Origin of the sequence: Blastochloris viridis (assembly GCF_001402875.1) — a bacterium.
GTDB classification, from domain to species: Bacteria; Pseudomonadota; Alphaproteobacteria; order Rhizobiales; family Xanthobacteraceae; genus Blastochloris; species Blastochloris viridis.
Genome location: NZ_CP012946.1, coordinates 1,423,974 through 1,441,980 on the forward strand (window position 1 = coordinate 1,423,974; position 18,007 = coordinate 1,441,980).

An 18,007-nucleotide genomic window follows, 5' to 3' on the forward strand; every position below is an offset into this window, starting at 1 on the left:
GTTCGCTTCGCCGGCCTGATTACCGTGTCTCTTCGGCCGAGCAGCCGGCGCCGAACAGCCGGCGGCGGACCGATTGGACCGTTGCCCACAGACGCGGCGACTGCTTGATGCGGCGCTTGAGCGCGTTCTGGCCGGCTCGTCCAGCCGCCAGCACCCCACCGCTCAGCGTCAGCGGCAGGAAGGAATCGAACAGCGCTTCGGCTTCGTCGCAGAACCAACCTTTGTAGCCGGCCTCGCCGACACCGAGGTCGAACCAATCGTAACCCGCCGCGCAGCACTCGGAGACGAGGTGGATCAGCAGCACGACGCCGGGGCTCCAGCGCGCGTTCTCCGAGCCGGTGATCGACAGCAGCAAGGCGGATACGCGCCGGTCATCGCGCAGCACGCCGCAGAACGCGATCACCTCGGTGTCGCATTCCAGCACGTGGCACTCCAGCAACGGCCGGCCGTCGGAAAGGCCGTGCTGCACCGCCGCGCGCAGGAAGGCCTCGACGCCGGGCTCGGCAAACACGTTGGCGATGCCGGCCCTGCGCAGCCGCGCGGCCTTTTGGGCGAAATAGGCATCGATCGCCCGCGCGGCCTCTTCAGGGGTTTCTGTGCGGTGGTAGCGATAGCCGGGGTTCCGCGCGAGCTTGCGTTCCTTGCGACGGAAATTGTGGCGGGTATCCGGCGACATCAGTCGCGCCAGATAGGCGGCCGGGTCGCTCTCCAACTGGGCGCGCCAGCCATAGCTCGGCGCCGGCTGGTGTGGCAGCAGGCGCAATGGGTTGGTGACGCCGTCCCAGGCCGACGGCTGGCGCTCGATTGCGAGCACGTCAACTCGCACCCCCAGCTTGGCGATGCGGGCGAGAAGATCGGCCACCGCGGCAGCGTCCAGGCTTTCGGCGAGGCTTTTCCGCCACAAGCCGAAATTGTAGTTGACGTGCGTTCCGCCAAGAGGCTCGGCAACCCAAAACGGACCAACCCGGCGCCGGCCGAGGGGCCACAGCATGGAAGGTCGTCCGGTGCCGTCGAATCCGATCACGATCATCGGCTCGACGCCAGCCAATGTGCCGACGTGGCGCAGCCACAGCGCCAGAATGTCGAAGCGTTGGCAGGCCGGAAACACGACCTCACGCTCCAATGCCCGCCACATCGGCTCTGCCGCGGCGAGGTTGGTAAATATCCTCAATTCCGCCAGCGCCGAGCTGCCCGTGGCCACAGCAGCCGACCGGCACGGCAACGTGGCCTCGGTTGAACCCAACGTCACGCAGTTGTCCTCACGCAAATCCATCGACGCCCTTCGGCTTGGTCGGGACAGTCGGGCCGATGGGCGTTCCCGATTTGTCGTGATCGTAAGTCGTCAGCCACCACTGCCGCATCCGCAATTGCCGAAAGGCTGGGATGCGGATGGTCGGAATGTGACGCCGATCGCTCCCTGCAGTCCGCCGTCGGCCGAAATTGGCTGTGGTTTCTCAACTAAAGATAGGCATTAATCGCCTTCTGCGAGGTAATAGCGAGGGAGAACGATCCGCGATCACTTCTTGGTGGCGGGTGCGAATTATCGTCCGGACCGGACTGGAGAATGAACTCTTCGCGGTTGAAACGTGAAGCTTTCAGGGCTGCGCGCTCCAGAAACACAAATTTCGCGCGAACGCAGGATCGCAGCGTGGGAACCGGTTTGGCGGAAAATGCTCCAGACCTCTGAATTGCTGGCCGTTCTTTGACAACGGCGCGTCCCGGCCAAGCCGAAGAACGCAGGTGGCCAAAACTAAAATCCCGGCGGTTGCGGCCGCCGGGATTGAATCTCATGCGTATTTCACCCGCAGGTGCGGCGTGGAATGCCCGGTCGTCCGGTCTGCGTCCGAAGTCGGCGGTTGCGCCGACCTCGGACGTCGATTTGGCGAGCGGCGTTCCGGATTTCTGGCCCTTCGGCTCAGTAGTCCATGCCACCCATGCCGCCCATGCCGCCGCCCGGCATTGCCGGCGCGGCCGCCTTCTTCGGCAGCTCGGCGACCATCGCCTCGGTGGTGATCAAGAGGCCGGCGATCGAGGCGGCGTTCTGCAGCGCGGCGCGCACCACCTTGGTCGGGTCGATGATGCCCTTGGCGACCAGATTGCCGTACTGGCCAGACTGGGCGTCGAAGCCAAAGACATAGGTTGCGTCGTCGAGGATCTTGCCGACGATCACCGAGCCGTCTTCGCCGGCATTGAGCGCGATCTGGCGGGCCGGCCAGGACAGTGCCTTGCGCACGATCTCAATGCCGGTCTTCTGGTCGGCGTTGGCGACCGGGATGCCGTCGAGCACCTTGGTGGCGCGCAGCAGTGCGACGCCGCCGCCCGGCAGGATGCCTTCTTCGACCGCGGCGCGGGTGGCGTGCAGGGCATCGTCAACGCGATCCTTGCGCTCCTTCACCTCCACCTCGGTGGCGCCGCCGACGCGGAGAACCGCGACGCCGCCGGCGAGCTTGGCCAGGCGCTCCTGCAGCTTCTCACGGTCGTAGTCCGAGGTGGTGTCCTCGATCTGCGCCTTGATCTGCGCGACGCGGGCGTCGATGTCGGCCTTCTGGCCGGCGCCGTCGACGATGGTGGTGTTCTCTTTCTCAATCACCACCTTCTTGGCGCGGCCAAGGTGAGTCAGCGTGACATTCTCAAGCTTGAGGCCGAGGTCCTCGCTGATGGCGGTGCCGCCGGTGAGAATGGCGATGTCCTGCAGCATGGCCTTGCGGCGATCGCCGAAGCCCGGCGCCTTGACCGCCGCCACTTTCAGGCCGCCGCGCAGCTTGTTGACGACGAGGGTGGCGAGCGCCTCGCCCTCGACGTCCTCGGCGACGATGACGAGCGGCTTGGAGGTTTGCACCACCGCTTCGAGCAGCGGCAGCAGCTCCTGCAGGCCCGACAGCTTCTTCTCGTAGATCAGGATGTAGGCGTCGTCGAACTCGACGCGCATCTTCTCGGCATTGGTGACGAAGTAGGGCGATACGTAGCCGCGGTCGAACTGCATGCCCTCGACGACGTCGAGCTCGGTGGCGAGGCTCTTGGCCTCCTCGACCGTGATCACGCCCTCATTGCCGACCCGCTTCATGGCGTCGGCGAGGAAGCCGCCGATCTCGGCGTCACCATTGGCGGAAATGGTGCCGACCTGGGCGATCTCGTCGTTGGAGGTGACCTTCTTGGAGTTCTTCTTGAGGTCCGCGACCACCGCTTCGACCGCAAGGTCGATGCCGCGCTTCAAATCCATCGGGTTCATGCCGGCGGCGACCGACTTGACGCCTTCCTTCACGATGGCCTGGGCCAGCACGGTGGCGGTGGTGGTGCCGTCGCCGGCGAGGTCGGACGACTTGGAGGCCACCTCGCGCACCATCTGGGCGCCCATGTTCTCGAACTTGTCCTCGAGCTCGATCTCCTTGGCGACGGTGACGCCGTCCTTGGTGATGCGCGGTGCGCCGTAGGACTTCTCGAGGACGACGTTGCGGCCCTTGGGGCCGAGCGTCACCTTCACGGCATTGGCCAGGATGTCGACGCCGCGCAGCAGCCGGTCGCGCGCGTCGGTAGAGAATTTCACGTCTTTCGCAGCCATGGTTTAGTCCTTGAAAACGGAGGCCCGACCGATGCGGGCAAAGGGAAACTGTGTCTCTCGCCGACGCTGTTGCGCGGCGTCACGGCTCAGGCAGCCTCGAACTCAGGCTGCCTTACCTCAGGCAGCCTTCTTGGCGCTGTCGGTGCCTTCGATCACGCCCATGATGTCGGATTCCTTCATGATCAGAACCTCGACGCCGTCGATCTTGACTTCGGTGCCGGACCACTTGCCGAACAGCACGCGGTCTCCAGCCTTGAGGTCGAGCGGGACCAGCTTGCCCGCTTCGTCGCGCGCGCCCGGGCCCACGGCCAGGATCTCGCCCTGCTGGGGCTTTTCCTTCGCCGTATCGGGAATGATGATCCCCCCGGCGGTCTTCTGCTCAGCGTCGATGCGTTTGACCACGACGCGGTCATGGAGCGGCCGGAACTTCATGTCATTCCTCCAAAGCATTCTTGCGTTCAAAAAAGCTGCAGCGATAGGGCGCTTCAAGCCATCCCCCTTCGCCCGGCTGCGACATAGGCAGCCGCGCAACACCCCGCAAGGGCGTGCCACAAAAATTTAGCACTCTCGATAGGGGAGTGCCAATATGGAATACCGCGTGATTATGTTGGGATTATGCGCTTCAAACCGAAAGAATAGGTATTTGGAAATTTAGGTGGCCTGAGAATTTAAAAAAGTTCGAAAAAGAAATTGACATCTCACAACGCAAAGAGAGTGAAGAATTCGCGGGAACAAATCCGACAAGACGTCCTATCGCCGCGAGGTGCCGGACACAGCGGGAGTTCTCTTTGAGAGGCGATCCTCCCTGGTGGTTCGCCTGCGCCAGGCTGTGCCGCCGATCGCGATCTTCGGTCGCCACGGTATCGTGTAAGCTGGCGCGGGCGCATCCATTGGTGCTCCCGGTCCGCCATCAACCGGGCGGGCACGATGTTGGCCGCGTTGCTGGGGACCGCCGCCGGCCGGCTTGGCGAACAACACAACGATCGTCCCCGGGGAGTGAGAACATGCTGAAGGGAAAGGTGGCGGTGGTGACCGGCTCCACCAGCGGTATCGGGCTGGGCATCGCCCGGGCGCTGGCGGCGGAGGGCGCCGACATCATGATGAACGGGTTCGGCGACGCCGGCGAGATCGAGACGCTGCGCGCCGGCATGGCTGCCGAGTTCGGGGTGCGGGTGGCCTTCAACGGCGCCGATCTCGCCAAGCCGGCCGAGACGCGCGGCCTGATCGAGGCCGCCATCGCCGAGCTCGGCAAGGTCGATATCCTGGTCAACAATGCCGGCATCCAATTCGTCTCGCCGGTCGAGGACTTTCCCGATGAGCAGTGGGAGCGGGTGATCGCGATCAATCTGTCGGCGGCATTCTACGGCACCAAATATGCGTTGCCGGGGATGAAGAGCCGCAATTGGGGCCGCATCATCAACGTCGCCTCGGCACACGGCTTGGCGGCCTCGCCCAACAAGTCGGCTTATGTCGCGGCCAAGCATGGCGTGGTCGGCCTGACCAAGGTGGTGGCGCTGGAGACCGCGGAAACCGGGGTTACCGCCAACGCCATCTGTCCCGGCTGGGTGCTGACGCCGCTGGTGCAGAAGCAGATCGACGCGCTTGCCGCGCGCAAGGGCCTCAGCGATGCCGAGGCGAGCCGCGATCTGCTGAGCGAAAAGCAGCCGTCGAAGACGTTCGTCACGCCCGAGCAGATTGCTGCCCTGGCGGTGTTCATCTGCTCGGACGCGGCCGCCAATCTGCGCGGCGCTGCCATCAACATGGATGGCGGCTGGCTGGCGCAGTGAGAGGTGCCGTGCGCCGGGCGGCGCGAGCCGCTCCGCCCGGTGCAGCGCGTACGCGTCAGCCCGATCCAACGCGGACTGACGCGGATATGATTACGCCCAAGCTCGCCAAATCGTGCCGCCTTGCTATAAAATTGAGCAGTTGCCGCCGTAATGCCGGACAATGTTGCCGCCGATCCGGGCGTGGCGGTACAAAACAGCGAACACTCGGTTGGCGGCCGTGCAAGCGGCCCTCCGTTCGGCCTGGGGCGGTAGCTGTATCCCGCCGTGACACCCGCCGGTTCCCGGATCGGCATTAACCAATCGGTACCTTCGCGAACTGGACCATCGCTTGCATGGGGGGTGTGGTGCGATGGCGCGGACATCGGTTGCGGTCAACCGAACGTGGACCGCCGGGTGCTGGGTGGAGGTCGAGATGTGGGTTCGTTGCGTTGCTGCCATGGTTTTCGCGAGCGCAGGCCTGTTCACGCTGCTGGCTCTGACCGGGGATGGCCCGGTTTTCGCCGTCAAGGAACGGCAGATGGTGGTGCTCGGCGCCATTGGCGAGTTGCCGGTTGGCGTTACGATGGCGAATACGCTGGCGGTCGTCGGCTCGACCTCGACAGTGGCCCGCTAACTGTTGGCACTCATCTTTAGATGCTGCCAGATAATACGGAAGTTCATCTAAAATTTCTATAGCCACCCGTTGCGCGCCAGTCGTCTTGAGCTATCATTTGGCCTGAGCGATCCAAATTCTCTCGCGAGCGTGTGAAGGGAGGGTAAGGGAATGGTGAGTGATGATTTCAGGCGTCAGGTCGCGGGCTATGGGCTGACGACGGCCAATATCTGCTATCGTCGGTCGGATTTTCCCGCCATTCTCCAGACGTTTATCTGGCAGGACTATGATCTTTATCCAAAGTTCCCGTCGCTGACCAAGTTTTTGAATTTCTGGGAAAGCGAACTGGAAGGGCCGTTGCACTCGGTGACCGTCGCCCATTCGCGGCTGATCGGGCCAGCCGAATTCAAAATCGTCGACGGCATGTTCCGGCTGCATTGAGCCGAGCCGTCCGGCTCCGGGCGCCGCCGTCGCGGCGGCGATGGCGGGAACGAATCCGCTGGCACCAATGGTCCGGTGCCGGCTTCCGGCATCCTGGACCATTGGTTCGGGTGGGGACGGCGGCTCACCATCGCCAATCGCCCGACCTGTCGGCAAGGAGGCACCCGGTTTGTAGCGGGAGAGGTAACCAGGTAAGCCGACCTCAGTCATCGTGCCGATCGGCGGCGGCGAAGCCTTGATTTCGCCGGTTCCGTACGACACCTATGGCAGACAAGGGGAACTCAGTTATGTCCGCCGCCGGTCGCCGCACGTCCGAACTTTTGTCTGAGCTGGCGGTGGGTGATCCCGACGAAACCATCACCTTCGGCGAAGTTTTCCATCGCCTTGAGCACAAGGCGTTCGGCGCGCTGTTCCTGGTGCTGGCGATTCCCAACTGCTTCCCGATGGTGCCCGGCGTATCGGTGATCACGGGTGTTGCGGTGCTGCTGCTGGCACTGCAGCTGGCGTCCGGGCTCGAGGAGCCGTGGCTGCCGTCGGCGATCCGGCACAAGGGGTTCGCTCGCGGTGCGTTCGCCCGCGTTCTCGGCAAGACGCTGCCGTGGATCGTCCGCGTCGAGCAGCTCGCCTCGCCTCGGCTGCAAATTCTCACCTCCGGCACTGGCCGGCGCGTGTTCGGCGCCATGATCGCGGTGCTGGCGGTGGCGATGATGCTGCCGGTGCCGTTCATCGGCAATATCCCGCCGGGCATCGCCATTGCGGTGCTCTCGCTCGGCCTGCTGGAGCACGACGGCCGGGTGGTTGCGGTGGGCTATGCGGTGGGGACGGTGGCGATTATCGTGGTGGCCGGCATGTTGGCGGGCCTGATGATCGGCTTCGAGGCCATCGTGTTCTGAGCCGGCGACCGAGCCGCCAGCGTCTCATCCGCGCGGGGGCGGCATTCTTTGCGGTTTTTCGACCGACGGGTTGGAGAGCCGTGTTTCGCCTGACGCCCGCCGGGACTGACGTATGGCCTACGCCGTCAAAGAGATGTTCTACACCTTGCAGGGCGAGGGCCGGAACGCCGGGCGGGCGGCGGTATTCTGCCGGTTTTCCGGCTGCAATCTGTGGAATGGCCGCCAGGCGGATCGCGGGCGCGCGGTTTGTACCTTTTGCGACACTGAATTTGTCGGTGTGGACGGGGCGGGCGGCGGTGGCTTCGGTTCCGCGGGCGAGCTCGCGGCGGCCGTTGCGGCCACGTGGCCGGCTGGTGGGTCGGGCACGCCCTTGGTGGTGCTCACCGGCGGCGAGCCGCTACTGCAGGTCGACGCCGCGCTGATCGCCGCGTTGCACGAGCAGGGGTTCGAGATCGCGGTCGAGACCAATGGCACCATCGCGCCGCCGCCGGGGCTCGACTGGATCTGCGTCAGCCCGAAGGCGGGGGCGCAGCTGGCGGTGACGGCGGGCGACGAGCTGAAACTGGTGTTTCCCCAACACGGCGCCGGGCCGAGCCGGTACGAGACGCTGGCATTCACCCATTTCCTGCTCCAGCCGATGGACGGGCCGGAGCGTGAGCGCAACACCGAGGCGGCGGTCGCCTATTGCCTCGCCCACCCACGATGGCAGCTCAGCCTGCAGATCCACAAGATCCTCTGCATTCCATGAAAATCACTCAGGTCTTTACGTTCGAGGCCGCGCACCGGCTTCCCAAGGTGCCGGAAACCCACCGCTGCCACCGCATGCACGGCCACTCCTACCGGGTCGAGCTTCGGCTGGAAGGGCCGGTGGACCGGGAAACCGGGTTCGTGGTCGATTTCTTCGACATCGAAGCGGCGTTCGCGCCGCTGCACCAGCAACTCGACCACCGCTGCCTCAACGACGTCGCCGGGCTCGACAATCCGACCGCCGAGAACATCGCGATTTGGATTTGGGACCGGGTCAGGCCGGCGTTGCCGCAGACCGTTGCCGTCGTCGTCTACGAAACGCCGACCTGCTGGGCGGAATACCAAGGCTGATGCGCTGGCGGAGCATCGACGCGGCTCGGCCGTTGGGCGTGTCGGGACGACGCTGTCGTCACTACGATTTCGGCACGCCGTAGGGCGGCCGCGGAATCGCCATGTGGGCGGCGCGCAACGCCGCCGACCAGCGCTCACGCAGGTCGTGGAAATAGGGCTCGCCCGGCTCGATGCGGTAATTGAGCTCGGCTTTCAGCGCGTCGCGCCGCATCATCAGCACGTCGATAGGCATGCCGACACCGAGATTCGACCGCATGGTCGAATCCATCGAAATCAGGCTGATCTTGAGGCCGTCATATAGATCGGTCGAGAAGTTGCAGGCACGATCGAGAATCGGCTTGCCGTATTTGTGCTCACCAATCTGCAGATACGGTGTGTCAACCGTGCATCTGATACAATTACCGGCCGCGTAGATCATATATAGCTCTAGCTTGCTGCCGGAAATCTGGCCGCCGAGCAGGAACGACACGTCAAATGTGAGGTTCGATTGCTCCAGGCCGGTGGCATAGAGCGAATGAACCAAGCGGATCGCCTTGCCGATGCGCTGGGCACCCTGGAACATGGTCGGCGCGTCGATCAGCGTCTCGCGTTCGCCGGTTTCGGAATTCTCGATGCCTTCGGCCAGAAGGCTGACCACCGACTGCGAGATCGACAGGTTGCCCGCCGACGCCAACCCCATCACGCGCTCGCCGAGCCGCTCGAACACGTGCAGCTTGCGAAAGGTCGAAACGTTGTCGAGGCCGGCGTTGGTGCGCGTGTCAGCGATCATCACCAGGCCGTCGTGCACCAGCAGTCCGCAGCAATAGGTCATCGGCTCCACCCCTGTCGGGCCGTTCTTAGAGCATCCGCCGATCCGATTGAACCAGGCAGCACTCTAAGCCTTTGAGTTACCGTATCCTCTGTCGCAAGACCGCTGTCCACTGTTGCCGAGAATGCCATAGAGCTTGACGCGCACACACAACCTGCTGTCGGCGTCGTTGCAGCCTCTCGGCGTGCCCTTGCGATCCGAGCGTGGCGCCGCGGCAGACACCTTTTGGCTGGGCCACGCCCGGTGGCGACGGCGGGTGTCGATGCCGGCGGGAGCGCGGTCGTGGGCCTCAGTTCTGCGACTGGATCTGCGACTGCGGCAGGCCCTTGGTCCGGCTCTGGGCCTGCTCTTGCGCCCGGGACGGGCTCGACGCCTGGTCGAACATCCCCATCCGGGTGACGAAGACCTCGACCGTCATCGTTTCGCCGGTGCCGCCGCGGCGGCTGCCACGCACTGGGGCGGCGCCGAGATAATCGAGGCCGGCGGCGACGCGGACATGGGTGTCGGTGATGCAGATGCCGTTGGTGGCGTCGAAGCCGACCCAGCCGAGGCCGGGCACGAACGCCTCGGCCCAGGCGTGGCTGGCGCCGGCCTGATTCTCGTCGCTGCCGCTGTAGTAATAGCCGCCGACGTAACGGGCGGGAATGCCGAGCCGGCGGGCGGCGGAAATGAAGATGTGGGTGATGTCCTGGCACACCCCCCGCTTCAGGGCGAACGCCTCGGCGGCGGTGGTGGCGGTGTGGGTCGGATCGCTGTCGTAGACGATGTCAGTGTTCAGACGCAGCAGCAGCGTGTGCAACCGGTCGAGCGGATCGGTCGGTCCGCTCATGGCGACGTCGTTGGCGAACGCCTCAATGGCGGGGTCGGCACGGGTGAGGTCGGTCTCGCGCAGAAACAGCGAGGGCGGCAGCGGCTCGACCGTGCCGCGGACCACGCCGTGGCTGTCCTCGGTCTCGACCTCGCCGGCAACCAGCACGCTCAGGTGATCGAGATGGCCGTTCATCGAGAAGGTGTCGGTCAAATTACCGAACGCATCCTGGTGACGCTCCAGCCGGCAATCGGCGGACACATCAATCCGCCAGCCCACGACATACTGCCCGTCATGATTGCGGGGGGTGAGCCGCAACGTCTGGATCAGACCGTTGATCGGTTGCTGATACTGGTAGCGGGTTTCGTGGGTGATGCGAAGGCGCATGGCGACATGCCGGACGTAGGAAAAACCATATCACACGGGATCGAAAAAGATCGCCTCATGGTTCCGGCTGCGATCTTCATGACATCTTGGGTCGAAACATCGGTCGCAGTCGGACATCAGCCTCCGAGCTGGAGCGGAGCATTCCTATCACACCAGATACTGCTCGGCCACCTCGGCTCCGAGCTTGTGATTGTCAGCGATGAAACCGGCGATGAACTCGTGCAGCCCGCCGGAGAAGATGGCCTCCATCCGCACGTTCTGCAGCCGCGAGCGCACCGAACGGGCGTGGCGCTGGGCCGGTCCCTGGCGGCCGTACTGCTGGGCGAGCAGGTCGAGATAGCGGGTGATGTTCTCGTAGCAGCTCGCCAGCGAGCGCGGCATCTGCTCGTTGAGAATGAGGAAATCGGCCACCAGCCACGGTTTGACGCTTTCGCGGTAGACCCAGTGGAACGAGGTGAGGGCGGAAACCGCGCGCAGCACGCTGGTCCACTGATAATAATCGAGCGCGCCGCCGATGTGGGATTCCTCGGGCAGCAGCAGGTGGTATTTCACATCGAGGATGCGCGCCGTGTTGTCGGCACGCTCGATGTAGTGGCCCAGTCGCTCGAACCAGTAGGAATCGCGCCTGAGCATGGTGCGCGAGGCCGAGCCGTCGAACAGCAGCGAAGCTTCCTTCACCTTGTCGAGGAAGCGGTTGACCTCGTCGCGATCGAGCCGGCGACGGTCGAGCTTTTTCAGCGCCAGCCAGATGTCGTTGACCGCCTCCCACATCTCGACGGTGAGCGCGGTGCGCACCGCGCGGGCGTTGGAGCGGGCGATCTCCAGGCAGTTGACGATCGAGAACGGGTTGTCCGGCGAAAATGCCAGGAACTCGGTGACGGTGCGCTCGGTGGCGTCGCGATAGTGCTTGTGGAACGCGGCGGCGCAGCCGGTGGCGGCCAGCGCCGACTCCCATTCGTTGGAGGAGCCGCCATAGGACGACGGCAGCGAGGCCATCCGCTGGGCGACCTCAAGGGTGCGGGCGATGAACTCAGCGCGCTCGACGTAGCGAGCCAGCCAATACAGGTTGTCAGCGGTGCGCGACAGCATGGACGCAACGACGGTTCGAGGGGCAAAACGTGATCATGCGCCGAGCACCCAGGTGTCCTTGGTGCCGCCGCCCTGCGAGGAGTTGACCACCAGCGATCCGGCCTGCAGCGCCACGCGGGTGAGGCCGCCCGGCACGATGCGCACGCCGTTCTTACCCTGCAGCACGTAGGGGCGCAGGTCGACGTGGCGCGAGGCGATGCCGTCCTCCACCAGGCAGGGCGCGGTGGAGAGTGCGAGCGTCGGCTGGGCGATGAAATTGGAGGGATCGTGCTTCAGCTTGGCACGGAAGCTCTCGATCTCGTCCTTGCATGCCTTGGGACCGATCAGCATGCCGTAGCCGCCGGAGCCGTGGGTCTCCTTCACCACCAGGTCGTCGAGATGGTCGAGCACGTAGGCCAGCGCATCCGGCTCGCGGCAGCGCCAGGTCGGCACGTTCTTCAGGATCGGCTCCTCGCCGAGGAAGAAGCGGATGATCTCCGGCATGTAGGAATAGACCGCCTTGTCGTCGGCAACGCCGGTGCCGACGGCATTGGCGAGCGTCACGTTGCCGGCCTGATAGGCGCCCATCAGGCCCGGCACGCCGAGCGCGGAATCGGGGCGGAAGACGAGGGGGTCGATGAAGTCGTCGTCGACGCGCCGGTAGATCACGTCGACGCGCTTTGGTCCCTCGGTGGTGCGCATGTAGACCACGCTGCCCTCGACGAACAGGTCGCGACCCTCCACCAGCTCGATGCCGAGCTTGTCGGCCAGGAACGAGTGCTCGTAATAGGCCGAGTTGAACAGTCCCGGCGTCAGCAGCACGCAGGTCGGATCGGCCGGGGCGGTGCTGGGGGCCACCGATTTCAGGGTGGCGAGCAGCTCGTCCGGATATTTTTCGACCGGTGCCACCCGGTGGGTGGCGAACAGCTCGGGAAACAGCCGAATCATGATCTCGCGGTTTTCCAGCATGTAGGACACGCCGGAGGGGGTGCGGGCATTGTCTTCGAGCACGTAGAAGGTCTCGGGGTCGATCCGCACCACGTCGATGCCGGCGATGTGCACCCAGATGTCGTGCGGCACCCGCTGGCCGTTCATCTCCGGCCGGAACACCGGGTTCTGGAACACCAACTCCTCCGGCACGATGCCGGCACGCATCGCCTCGCGCTTGGAATAGACGTCCTGGATGTAGAGGTTGAGCGCGCGAATCCGCTGCTCCAGCCCCTTGGACAGCGCCGCCCATTCGGCGTTGGCGAGAATGCGCGGCACAATGTCGAACGGAATGAGCCGCTCGGTCGACTCGGCGTTGCCGTAAACGGCGAAGGTGATGCCGATGCGGCGGAACAGAAACTCCGCCTCCCGGCGCCGGTCATCCAGCAATGCCCGCGGCACAGTCGCAAGCCATTCCGACAACTGCCGGTAGCCGGGACGGACATGGCCGTTGAGGCCCTTCATCTCATCGAAGGCAGCCATTGGACGCCTTTCCTCAACCCAGGTCCACAACCCCGGTCCCAACGGGCCGTCTGCGGTTCGGCCGGCAGGCCGGCCCGCAGGGGCCCGGAAAACATCAAGCCGTTCACCGCTTTCGGCCCACCGCCTGTTGGCGTGTGCACGAATATGGTTGAGACTTTCTCCTCGTCGCCTCAAGCTTAGACGCAAATTCCGGGCCGATGGAAGAGCCCTTGCTGCATTCGGCGGCAATCCTTCCACTTCTGATGATGATGCCTAAAAAATAGGCGCAAACAACGCGGTGCGCCCGATGAACAGGCGCGGCCCACCACGGGGCTCCGGCGACGCTCGAATGGGAAGGCGCTGTCGATCGGGCTAGAGGCTGGTGGCGATCCCAGGGGAGTTGTCATGGCCGATCCGATCACCGTCACCGCCGCCATCCTCGTCATTGGCGATGAGATCCTGTCCGGGCGCACCAAGGACAGGAACGTCGGCTACATCGCCGACTTCCTCACAGCGCACGGCATCGACCTCAAGGAGGTGCGAATCGTCAGCGACGACGAAGCGGCGATCGTCGCCGCGGTGAACGCGCTACGCAAAGGCTACACGTATCTGTTCACCACCGGCGGCATCGGTCCCACCCACGACGACATTACCGCCGATTCGATCGCCAAGGCGTTCGGCGTCCCGATCGGGGTCGACCCGCGCGCCAAGGCAATGATGCTGGAGCGGTTCGCCGAGGCCGACCTCAACGAGGCACGGCTGCGCATGGCGCGCATTCCCGCCGGCGCCGACCTCATCGCCAACAAGCTGTCGAAGGCGCCGGGCTTCTGGATCGGCAACGTCATCGTCATGGCCGGGGTGCCGGCCATCATGCAGGCGATGCTGGAGGAGGTGGCGCCGAAGCTGAAGACCGGCGTGCGGATGCTGTCGGAGACGGTGCGTGCCGAGCTGCGCGAGGGCGACATCGGCACCGAACTGCGGGCGGTCGCATCCGCCCACCCCGAGGTGATGATCGGCAGCTATCCCTTTCTGGACGACGTCGGTTTGCCCAACACCAATCTGGTGGTGCGCGCGCGCGACGCCGACAAGCTGGCGGCGGCCCGGCACGCGGTCGAGACCATGCTCGCGGCCGTGCGGCTGAAGCTGGGGCGGTGAGCGCGGACGCGGTGGTGCTGTTCCCGTGGGAGCTCGGCGTCGCGGTCCACAGCCGCCGGCCTGCGACCGCCCGGTGCGGTGACAGCTCAACGCCGCCACGCCGCGTCGTTCTTGAGCAAAGCGGTGCGGTGCAGCATCTGCGACACCGTGACGGCCTGGTCGTGAACGGCACGCGCCACAAGCCCGGTCATGGCGATGACCTGCAGGCTGAGGGTGAAGGTGAGCGTGGTCCAGAACGCGCGAGCCATGGCGACCTCACAGCAGTATCGCCGTGATCACGACCGGGGTTCGATTGCGACCATGTTGCCAGGTGGTCATTGAGTTGACCGCGAGGGTTCACATCTCATTAACCATAATTTCGGAGGTGTGGTTCCGCGGCCGAACTGCCATCGCCGCGGCGTTCGGTGGGTCAGATCGTGATTCCGAAAGCGACCCCGGCGAAAAATCCTTGAGCCGAAAGAGCGCTCTCGGCGACCGGTCGCGCAATCGACCTCGCCGGCCGATTATGGCCCCGATGGGACACCTGGCGCGGCTCGTGATGCCCGTTCGGCGCGATCAATCGCGTGCCAGCGCCACCACCGGGTCGAGCAGCGAAGCGTTGTGGGCCGGAAGATAGCCGAACACCACGCCGATCAAGGTCGAGCACACCACCGCGGTGATGATCGAGGTGAGCGAATAGATCAGCGTGAACGGTGTCTCGACCAGGGCGAACACCAAGCCGAAGCTGAGCGCGAGCGCGATGCCGAGGATGCCGCCGATCAGGCACACCAGCACCGCCTCGATCAGGAACTGCTGCAGGATGTCGCTGCGCCGCGCCCCCACCGCCATGCGCACGCCGATCTCGTTCACCCGCTCAGACACCGACACCAGCATGATGTTCATCACCCCGATGCCACCGACCAGAAGCGAAATGATCGCAATCGAGGAGATCAGGAGCGTCAGGATCTCGGTGGTTTGGGTGATGGTCTGGCGGATGTCGTCGGTGTTGAGGATGAAGAAGTCGCGAGCGCCGTGGCGCAAGGTGAGCAGTTGGGTCACCGCGCCCTGGGCGAGCGCAGGGGAGGTGCCGTCGTCGACCCGCACGGTGATCGAGCGCAGATTGGTGGTGCCGAGGAAACGGGCCTGCACGGTGGTGTAGGGCAGGAATACCGACGGGTTGGAGCTGGAGCCGAACCCACCCTGCTGCTTCTGCACCAGCGCGATGACCCGGCACGGCACCTTGCCGACCAGGATGACCTCGCCGACCGGGCTGCGGCCGGGCTCATCCGGAAACAGCGCGTCGCGGGCGTTCTCGTCGATCACCACGTCCTGGGCGAGGCGCTTCACGCTGTCGGCGTCGAACAGCCAGCCGTCGAGCAGCTTGGTGCCGCGGACGTCGAAATAGCGGTCGCCGACGCCATTGACCATGGCGGTGGCCTCGACCGAGCGGTAGCGCAACGTCGAGGTGGTGGAGACGGTGGGCGTCACCGCCGCCACATAGGGCTGCTGCGCCAGGGCTTCGGCGTCGTCGATCACCAGAGTTCGGATGCGGCCGGAGCGGGTATCGCCGAAATTGAGGCCGGGGAAGATCTCCAGCGTGTTGGTGCCGAGGCTGGAGATGTTGGCCAGCACCTTCTGGCGCGAGCCTTCGCCGAGCGCCACCACGCACACCACCGCGGCGATGCCGATGACGATGCCGAGCATGGTGAGGAAGGTGCGCAGGCGGTGGGCGCCCATTGCCACCAGCGCCATGCGGAAAGCCTCGCGGAAGCGGTCGAGCGCCGCCCGCCAATGGCTCGCCGGGGCGCCGGCCGGCCCGCGCGCGGCTGCTGCGGCGGGCGCCGGCGCTCGCTCGTTGCGGCGGTCCGACACGATCTTGCCGTCGCGCAGCTCGATGATGCGCTCGGCACGGGCGGCGACCGAAGGGTCGTGGGTGACGATGATGACGGTGGTGCCCTCGGCGTGCAGTTCGTCGAGGATCTGCAGCATGGCAAGGCCGCTCTGGCTGTCGAGCGCGCCGGTGGGTTCGTCGGCGAGGATGATCTCGCCGCCGTTCATCAAGGCGCGGGCGATCGACACGCGCTGCTGCTGGCCGCCTGACAGCTGTCCGGGGCGGTGGTGGGTGCGGTCGGCCATGCCGAGCCGCTTGAGCAGGCTTGCCGCCCGGCTCTGGCGCTCGGTGCGCGGCAGGCCGGCGTAGATTGCCGGGATCTCGACATTGCCGATGGCGTCCAGCTCCGACAGCAGATGATAGCGCTGGAAAATGAAGCCGAAATGCTCGCGCCGAAGCTCGGCCAGTTCGTCCGGCTCGAGCAGCAATGTCTCGCGCCCGGCGACGCGGTAGCTGCCGGAGGTCGGTCGGTCGAGGCAGCCGAGGATGTTCATCAAGGTCGACTTGCCGGAGCCGGAGGCGCCGACGATCGCCACCATCTCGCTGCGCGCGATCGAGATGTCGATGTCCTTCAAGGCGGCGATGGTGTCGTCGCCGGACTGGTATTCGCGGGTCAGGCCGCGGATCTCGATCAGCGGCGCGCCGGGCGCACCGGCGGCCGTCGCCGCGCGGGTGTCCGGCGGCGTGAGGTGGGCGGCGTCGAGGGTCGGAGGCGTGTCAGCCAAGGCCAAATCCACCCCTTTGATACGGCTTCCGGCCGATCCCTGCGGGGTCCCGGAAACCACCTCGCCGAATCACCCGTGGTCAGGACAGGGTTCTTCGGCGACCGGACTTCGGCTTCCGGCCGGATCGGCCGGAAACCGGATGATTGGGTCAGAACGGACGCGGCGGGCCGCGGAAGGCCGGCTGCGTGGAATCCTTGCGCCCGGTGACGACCCGCTCGCCGACCTTGAGCCCGGAGCGGATTTCGGCGACCGACTTGTTGTCGAGCCCGACCTCGACCGGGCGGGTCGACACCGTGCCGTTCGGCTCGACCACGTCGACGGTGTAGCCGGCCGCGGAGCGGTGCAACGCCGCCGAGGGAACCGTGAGCACGCCCTTGGCGTCGCCGAGCACGATGCGTACCTGCGCCGTCATGTAGGTGCGCAGCCGGCCGTCCGGGTTCTGGACGTTGAACACGCCATAATAATAGATCGCGGAGGACGATGATGACGACGACGAGGAAGATGACGACGACGAGGAGGACGAGGTCGAGAAGCTGGAGTCGGTCTTGACCGATTCTGGCGCCGGATCGATCGATTCGAGCTTGGCGTGGTAGCGGTGGTCCGGGTCGCCGAGGATGGTGAAATAGACTGGCTGGCCCGGCTTCGCCCGCACCACGTCCGCCTCCGAGATCTCGGCGCGGACGGTCATGACGTCGACCTGGCCGAGCACCACCATGGTCGGCGCGGTCTGGGTGGCGTTCACCGTCTGGCCCTCCTGGGTGACGATGGCCAGCACGGTGCCGTCGATCGGCGCGGTGACGCGCGTATAGCCGAGGTTGGCTCTCGCATCCTCCACCGCCACCACGCCGGACAGGATCTGGGCGTCGAGCGCTGCGATCTGGGCTTCGGTCTGCTTCACCGTGGCCTCGGCACTGTCGAACTCGGCGCGCGAGGTCGCCCGCTGCGCCAGGGTCAGCTGGGCGCGGCCGAGGGTGGCGCGGGCGAGCGCCAGCGTCGCGACCTTCTCCAGCCGCTGGGCGCGAATGTTTTCGAGCGAGGCTTCCGCCTTTCGCAACGCATTCTGCTGGTTGATCGGGTCGATCTCGGCGATCAGCTCGCCGGTCGCGACCTTCTGGCCGAGCCTGACCTTCATCGACACCACCCGGCCGGACGCCTGGGCGCCGACCGCGACCAGCTTGACCGGCTTCAGCGTGCCGGTAGCAAGTACGGTCTGCTCGACGTTGCCGACCGCGACCCGCGCCGTCAACATCGCGTCGGGCGCGGCCGGCTGGAAGTAGGATCGTAGGCCCAGCGCGGCCGCGCTGAGTCCGGCGACCACGACGAGGATCAGGCCGGCGCGTTTTTTCGAGAGCTTCATGGCGTGGCAA

18 protein-coding genes are annotated in these 18,007 nt (G+C 65.5%); 7 read left to right on the forward strand and 11 right to left on the reverse strand.

Going from position 1 to position 18,007, the window contains the following annotated elements:
• Positions 1–19: 19 nt before the first annotated feature.
• From BVIR_RS06325 to groES, 4 genes are all read right to left on the reverse strand, one after another.
• The gene (locus BVIR_RS06325) at positions 20–1,273 is read right to left on the reverse strand and encodes a GNAT family N-acetyltransferase (protein WP_082416776.1); all 1,254 of its coding nucleotides are present in this window, start codon (positions 1,271–1,273) and stop codon (positions 20–22) included.
• 185 nt (positions 1,274–1,458) lie between these two features.
• On the reverse strand, positions 1,459–1,932 hold the full coding sequence (locus tag BVIR_RS16730) for a hypothetical protein (RefSeq protein ID WP_145912052.1): 474 nt from the start codon (positions 1,930–1,932) through the stop codon (positions 1,459–1,461).
• A complete protein-coding gene (gene groL, locus BVIR_RS06330) occupies positions 1,916–3,559 on the reverse strand; it encodes a chaperonin GroEL (protein WP_055036932.1) in 1,644 nt (547 codons plus the stop codon). Before groL ends, BVIR_RS16730 begins: the two co-directional genes overlap by 17 nt.
• A 117-nt stretch (positions 3,560–3,676) precedes the next feature.
• Positions 3,677–3,991, reverse strand: coding sequence for a co-chaperone GroES (gene groES, locus BVIR_RS06335; protein WP_055036933.1), 315 nt, complete (start codon positions 3,989–3,991; stop codon positions 3,677–3,679).
• A 572-nt stretch (positions 3,992–4,563) separates the two neighbouring features.
• On the opposite strand from groES, the gene BVIR_RS06340 reads away from it, so the two are divergent.
• The 6 genes from BVIR_RS06340 (at position 4,564) to queD (ending at position 8,370) form a co-directional block, all read left to right on the forward strand.
• A complete protein-coding gene (locus BVIR_RS06340; RefSeq protein ID WP_055036934.1) occupies positions 4,564–5,346 on the forward strand; it encodes a 3-hydroxybutyrate dehydrogenase in 783 nt (260 codons plus the stop codon).
• 400 nt (positions 5,347–5,746) lie between these two features.
• Positions 5,747–5,959, forward strand: coding sequence for a hypothetical protein (locus BVIR_RS16735; RefSeq protein WP_145912051.1), 213 nt, complete (start codon positions 5,747–5,749; stop codon positions 5,957–5,959).
• A gap of 150 nt (positions 5,960–6,109) precedes the next feature.
• Positions 6,110–6,379: an usg protein gene (locus BVIR_RS06345; protein WP_055036935.1), complete on the forward strand. Its 270-nt coding sequence runs from the start codon at positions 6,110–6,112 to the stop codon at positions 6,377–6,379.
• Between the two features lie 287 nt (positions 6,380–6,666).
• Positions 6,667–7,272 (forward strand): exopolysaccharide biosynthesis protein, encoded by a 606-nt coding sequence (locus tag BVIR_RS06350; protein ID WP_055036936.1) that lies wholly within the window; start codon positions 6,667–6,669, stop codon positions 7,270–7,272.
• Between the two features lie 112 nt (positions 7,273–7,384).
• Positions 7,385–8,020 (forward strand): 7-carboxy-7-deazaguanine synthase, encoded by a 636-nt coding sequence (queE, locus tag BVIR_RS06355; RefSeq protein ID WP_055036937.1) that lies wholly within the window; start codon positions 7,385–7,387, stop codon positions 8,018–8,020.
• Complete coding sequence (queD, locus tag BVIR_RS06360) at positions 8,017–8,370, forward strand: 6-carboxytetrahydropterin synthase QueD (RefSeq protein ID WP_055036938.1); 354 nt, start codon at positions 8,017–8,019, stop codon at positions 8,368–8,370. The genes queE and queD overlap by 4 nt, the downstream gene beginning before the upstream one ends.
• A gap of 61 nt (positions 8,371–8,431) precedes the next feature.
• Here queD and BVIR_RS06365 read toward each other — a convergent pair whose 3' ends face one another.
• The 4 genes from BVIR_RS06365 to BVIR_RS06380 all read right to left on the reverse strand — a co-directional run bounded on the left by BVIR_RS06365 (position 8,432) and on the right by BVIR_RS06380 (position 12,911).
• On the reverse strand, positions 8,432–9,181 hold the full coding sequence (locus BVIR_RS06365; protein WP_055038722.1) for a proteasome-type protease: 750 nt from the start codon (positions 9,179–9,181) through the stop codon (positions 8,432–8,434).
• 286 nt (positions 9,182–9,467) lie between these two features.
• Positions 9,468–10,373 (reverse strand): transglutaminase family protein, encoded by a 906-nt coding sequence (locus BVIR_RS06370; protein WP_055036939.1) that lies wholly within the window; start codon positions 10,371–10,373, stop codon positions 9,468–9,470.
• Between the two features lie 147 nt (positions 10,374–10,520).
• A complete protein-coding gene (locus BVIR_RS06375; RefSeq protein WP_055036940.1) occupies positions 10,521–11,462 on the reverse strand; it encodes an alpha-E domain-containing protein in 942 nt (313 codons plus the stop codon).
• Between the two features lie 33 nt (positions 11,463–11,495).
• On the reverse strand, positions 11,496–12,911 hold the full coding sequence (locus tag BVIR_RS06380; RefSeq protein ID WP_055036941.1) for a circularly permuted type 2 ATP-grasp protein: 1,416 nt from the start codon (positions 12,909–12,911) through the stop codon (positions 11,496–11,498).
• Between the two features lie 384 nt (positions 12,912–13,295).
• Between BVIR_RS06380 and BVIR_RS06385 the strand changes: the two genes are divergently transcribed.
• A complete protein-coding gene (locus tag BVIR_RS06385; RefSeq protein ID WP_055036942.1) occupies positions 13,296–14,045 on the forward strand; it encodes a competence/damage-inducible protein A in 750 nt (249 codons plus the stop codon).
• 86 nt (positions 14,046–14,131) lie between these two features.
• Here BVIR_RS06385 and BVIR_RS17015 read toward each other — a convergent pair whose 3' ends face one another.
• The 3 genes from BVIR_RS17015 to BVIR_RS06395 form a co-directional block, all read right to left on the reverse strand.
• Positions 14,132–14,293, reverse strand: a complete 162-nt coding sequence (locus BVIR_RS17015) for a hypothetical protein (RefSeq protein ID WP_169788587.1) — start codon at positions 14,291–14,293, stop codon at positions 14,132–14,134.
• Between the two features lie 307 nt (positions 14,294–14,600).
• Positions 14,601–16,550 carry a MacB family efflux pump subunit gene (locus tag BVIR_RS06390; RefSeq protein ID WP_055038723.1) on the reverse strand — a complete coding sequence of 650 codons (1,950 nt, stop codon included), beginning with the start codon at positions 16,548–16,550 and terminating at the stop codon, positions 14,601–14,603.
• A gap of 238 nt (positions 16,551–16,788) precedes the next feature.
• Complete coding sequence (locus tag BVIR_RS06395) at positions 16,789–17,997, reverse strand: efflux RND transporter periplasmic adaptor subunit (RefSeq protein WP_055036943.1); 1,209 nt, start codon at positions 17,995–17,997, stop codon at positions 16,789–16,791.
• Positions 17,998–18,007 lie beyond the last annotated feature (10 nt).

Excerpts from the sequence above, each read along its gene's own strand:
- BVIR_RS06325 (WP_082416776.1), bottom strand. The coding sequence starts at position 1,273 with ATGGATTTGCGTGAGGACAACTGCGTGACGTTGGGTTCAACCGAGGCC.
- groL (WP_055036932.1), bottom strand. The coding sequence starts at position 3,559 with ATGGCTGCGAAAGACGTGAAATTCTCTACCGACGCGCGCGACCGGCTG.
- groES (WP_055036933.1), bottom strand. The coding sequence starts at position 3,991 with ATGAAGTTCCGGCCGCTCCATGACCGCGTCGTGGTCAAACGCATCGAC.
- BVIR_RS06340 (WP_055036934.1), top strand. The coding sequence starts at position 4,564 with ATGCTGAAGGGAAAGGTGGCGGTGGTGACCGGCTCCACCAGCGGTATC.
- BVIR_RS06345 (WP_055036935.1), top strand. The coding sequence starts at position 6,110 with ATGGTGAGTGATGATTTCAGGCGTCAGGTCGCGGGCTATGGGCTGACG.
- BVIR_RS06350 (WP_055036936.1), top strand. The coding sequence starts at position 6,667 with ATGTCCGCCGCCGGTCGCCGCACGTCCGAACTTTTGTCTGAGCTGGCG.
- queE (WP_055036937.1), top strand. The coding sequence starts at position 7,385 with ATGGCCTACGCCGTCAAAGAGATGTTCTACACCTTGCAGGGCGAGGGC.
- queD (WP_055036938.1), top strand. The coding sequence starts at position 8,017 with ATGAAAATCACTCAGGTCTTTACGTTCGAGGCCGCGCACCGGCTTCCC.
- BVIR_RS06365 (WP_055038722.1), bottom strand. The coding sequence starts at position 9,181 with ATGACCTATTGCTGCGGACTGCTGGTGCACGACGGCCTGGTGATGATC.
- BVIR_RS06370 (WP_055036939.1), bottom strand. The coding sequence starts at position 10,373 with ATGCGCCTTCGCATCACCCACGAAACCCGCTACCAGTATCAGCAACCG.
- BVIR_RS06375 (WP_055036940.1), bottom strand. The coding sequence starts at position 11,462 with ATGCTGTCGCGCACCGCTGACAACCTGTATTGGCTGGCTCGCTACGTC.
- BVIR_RS06380 (WP_055036941.1), bottom strand. The coding sequence starts at position 12,911 with ATGGCTGCCTTCGATGAGATGAAGGGCCTCAACGGCCATGTCCGTCCC.
- BVIR_RS06385 (WP_055036942.1), top strand. The coding sequence starts at position 13,296 with ATGGCCGATCCGATCACCGTCACCGCCGCCATCCTCGTCATTGGCGAT.
- BVIR_RS17015 (WP_169788587.1), bottom strand. The coding sequence starts at position 14,293 with ATGGCTCGCGCGTTCTGGACCACGCTCACCTTCACCCTCAGCCTGCAG.
- BVIR_RS06395 (WP_055036943.1), bottom strand. The coding sequence starts at position 17,997 with ATGAAGCTCTCGAAAAAACGCGCCGGCCTGATCCTCGTCGTGGTCGCC.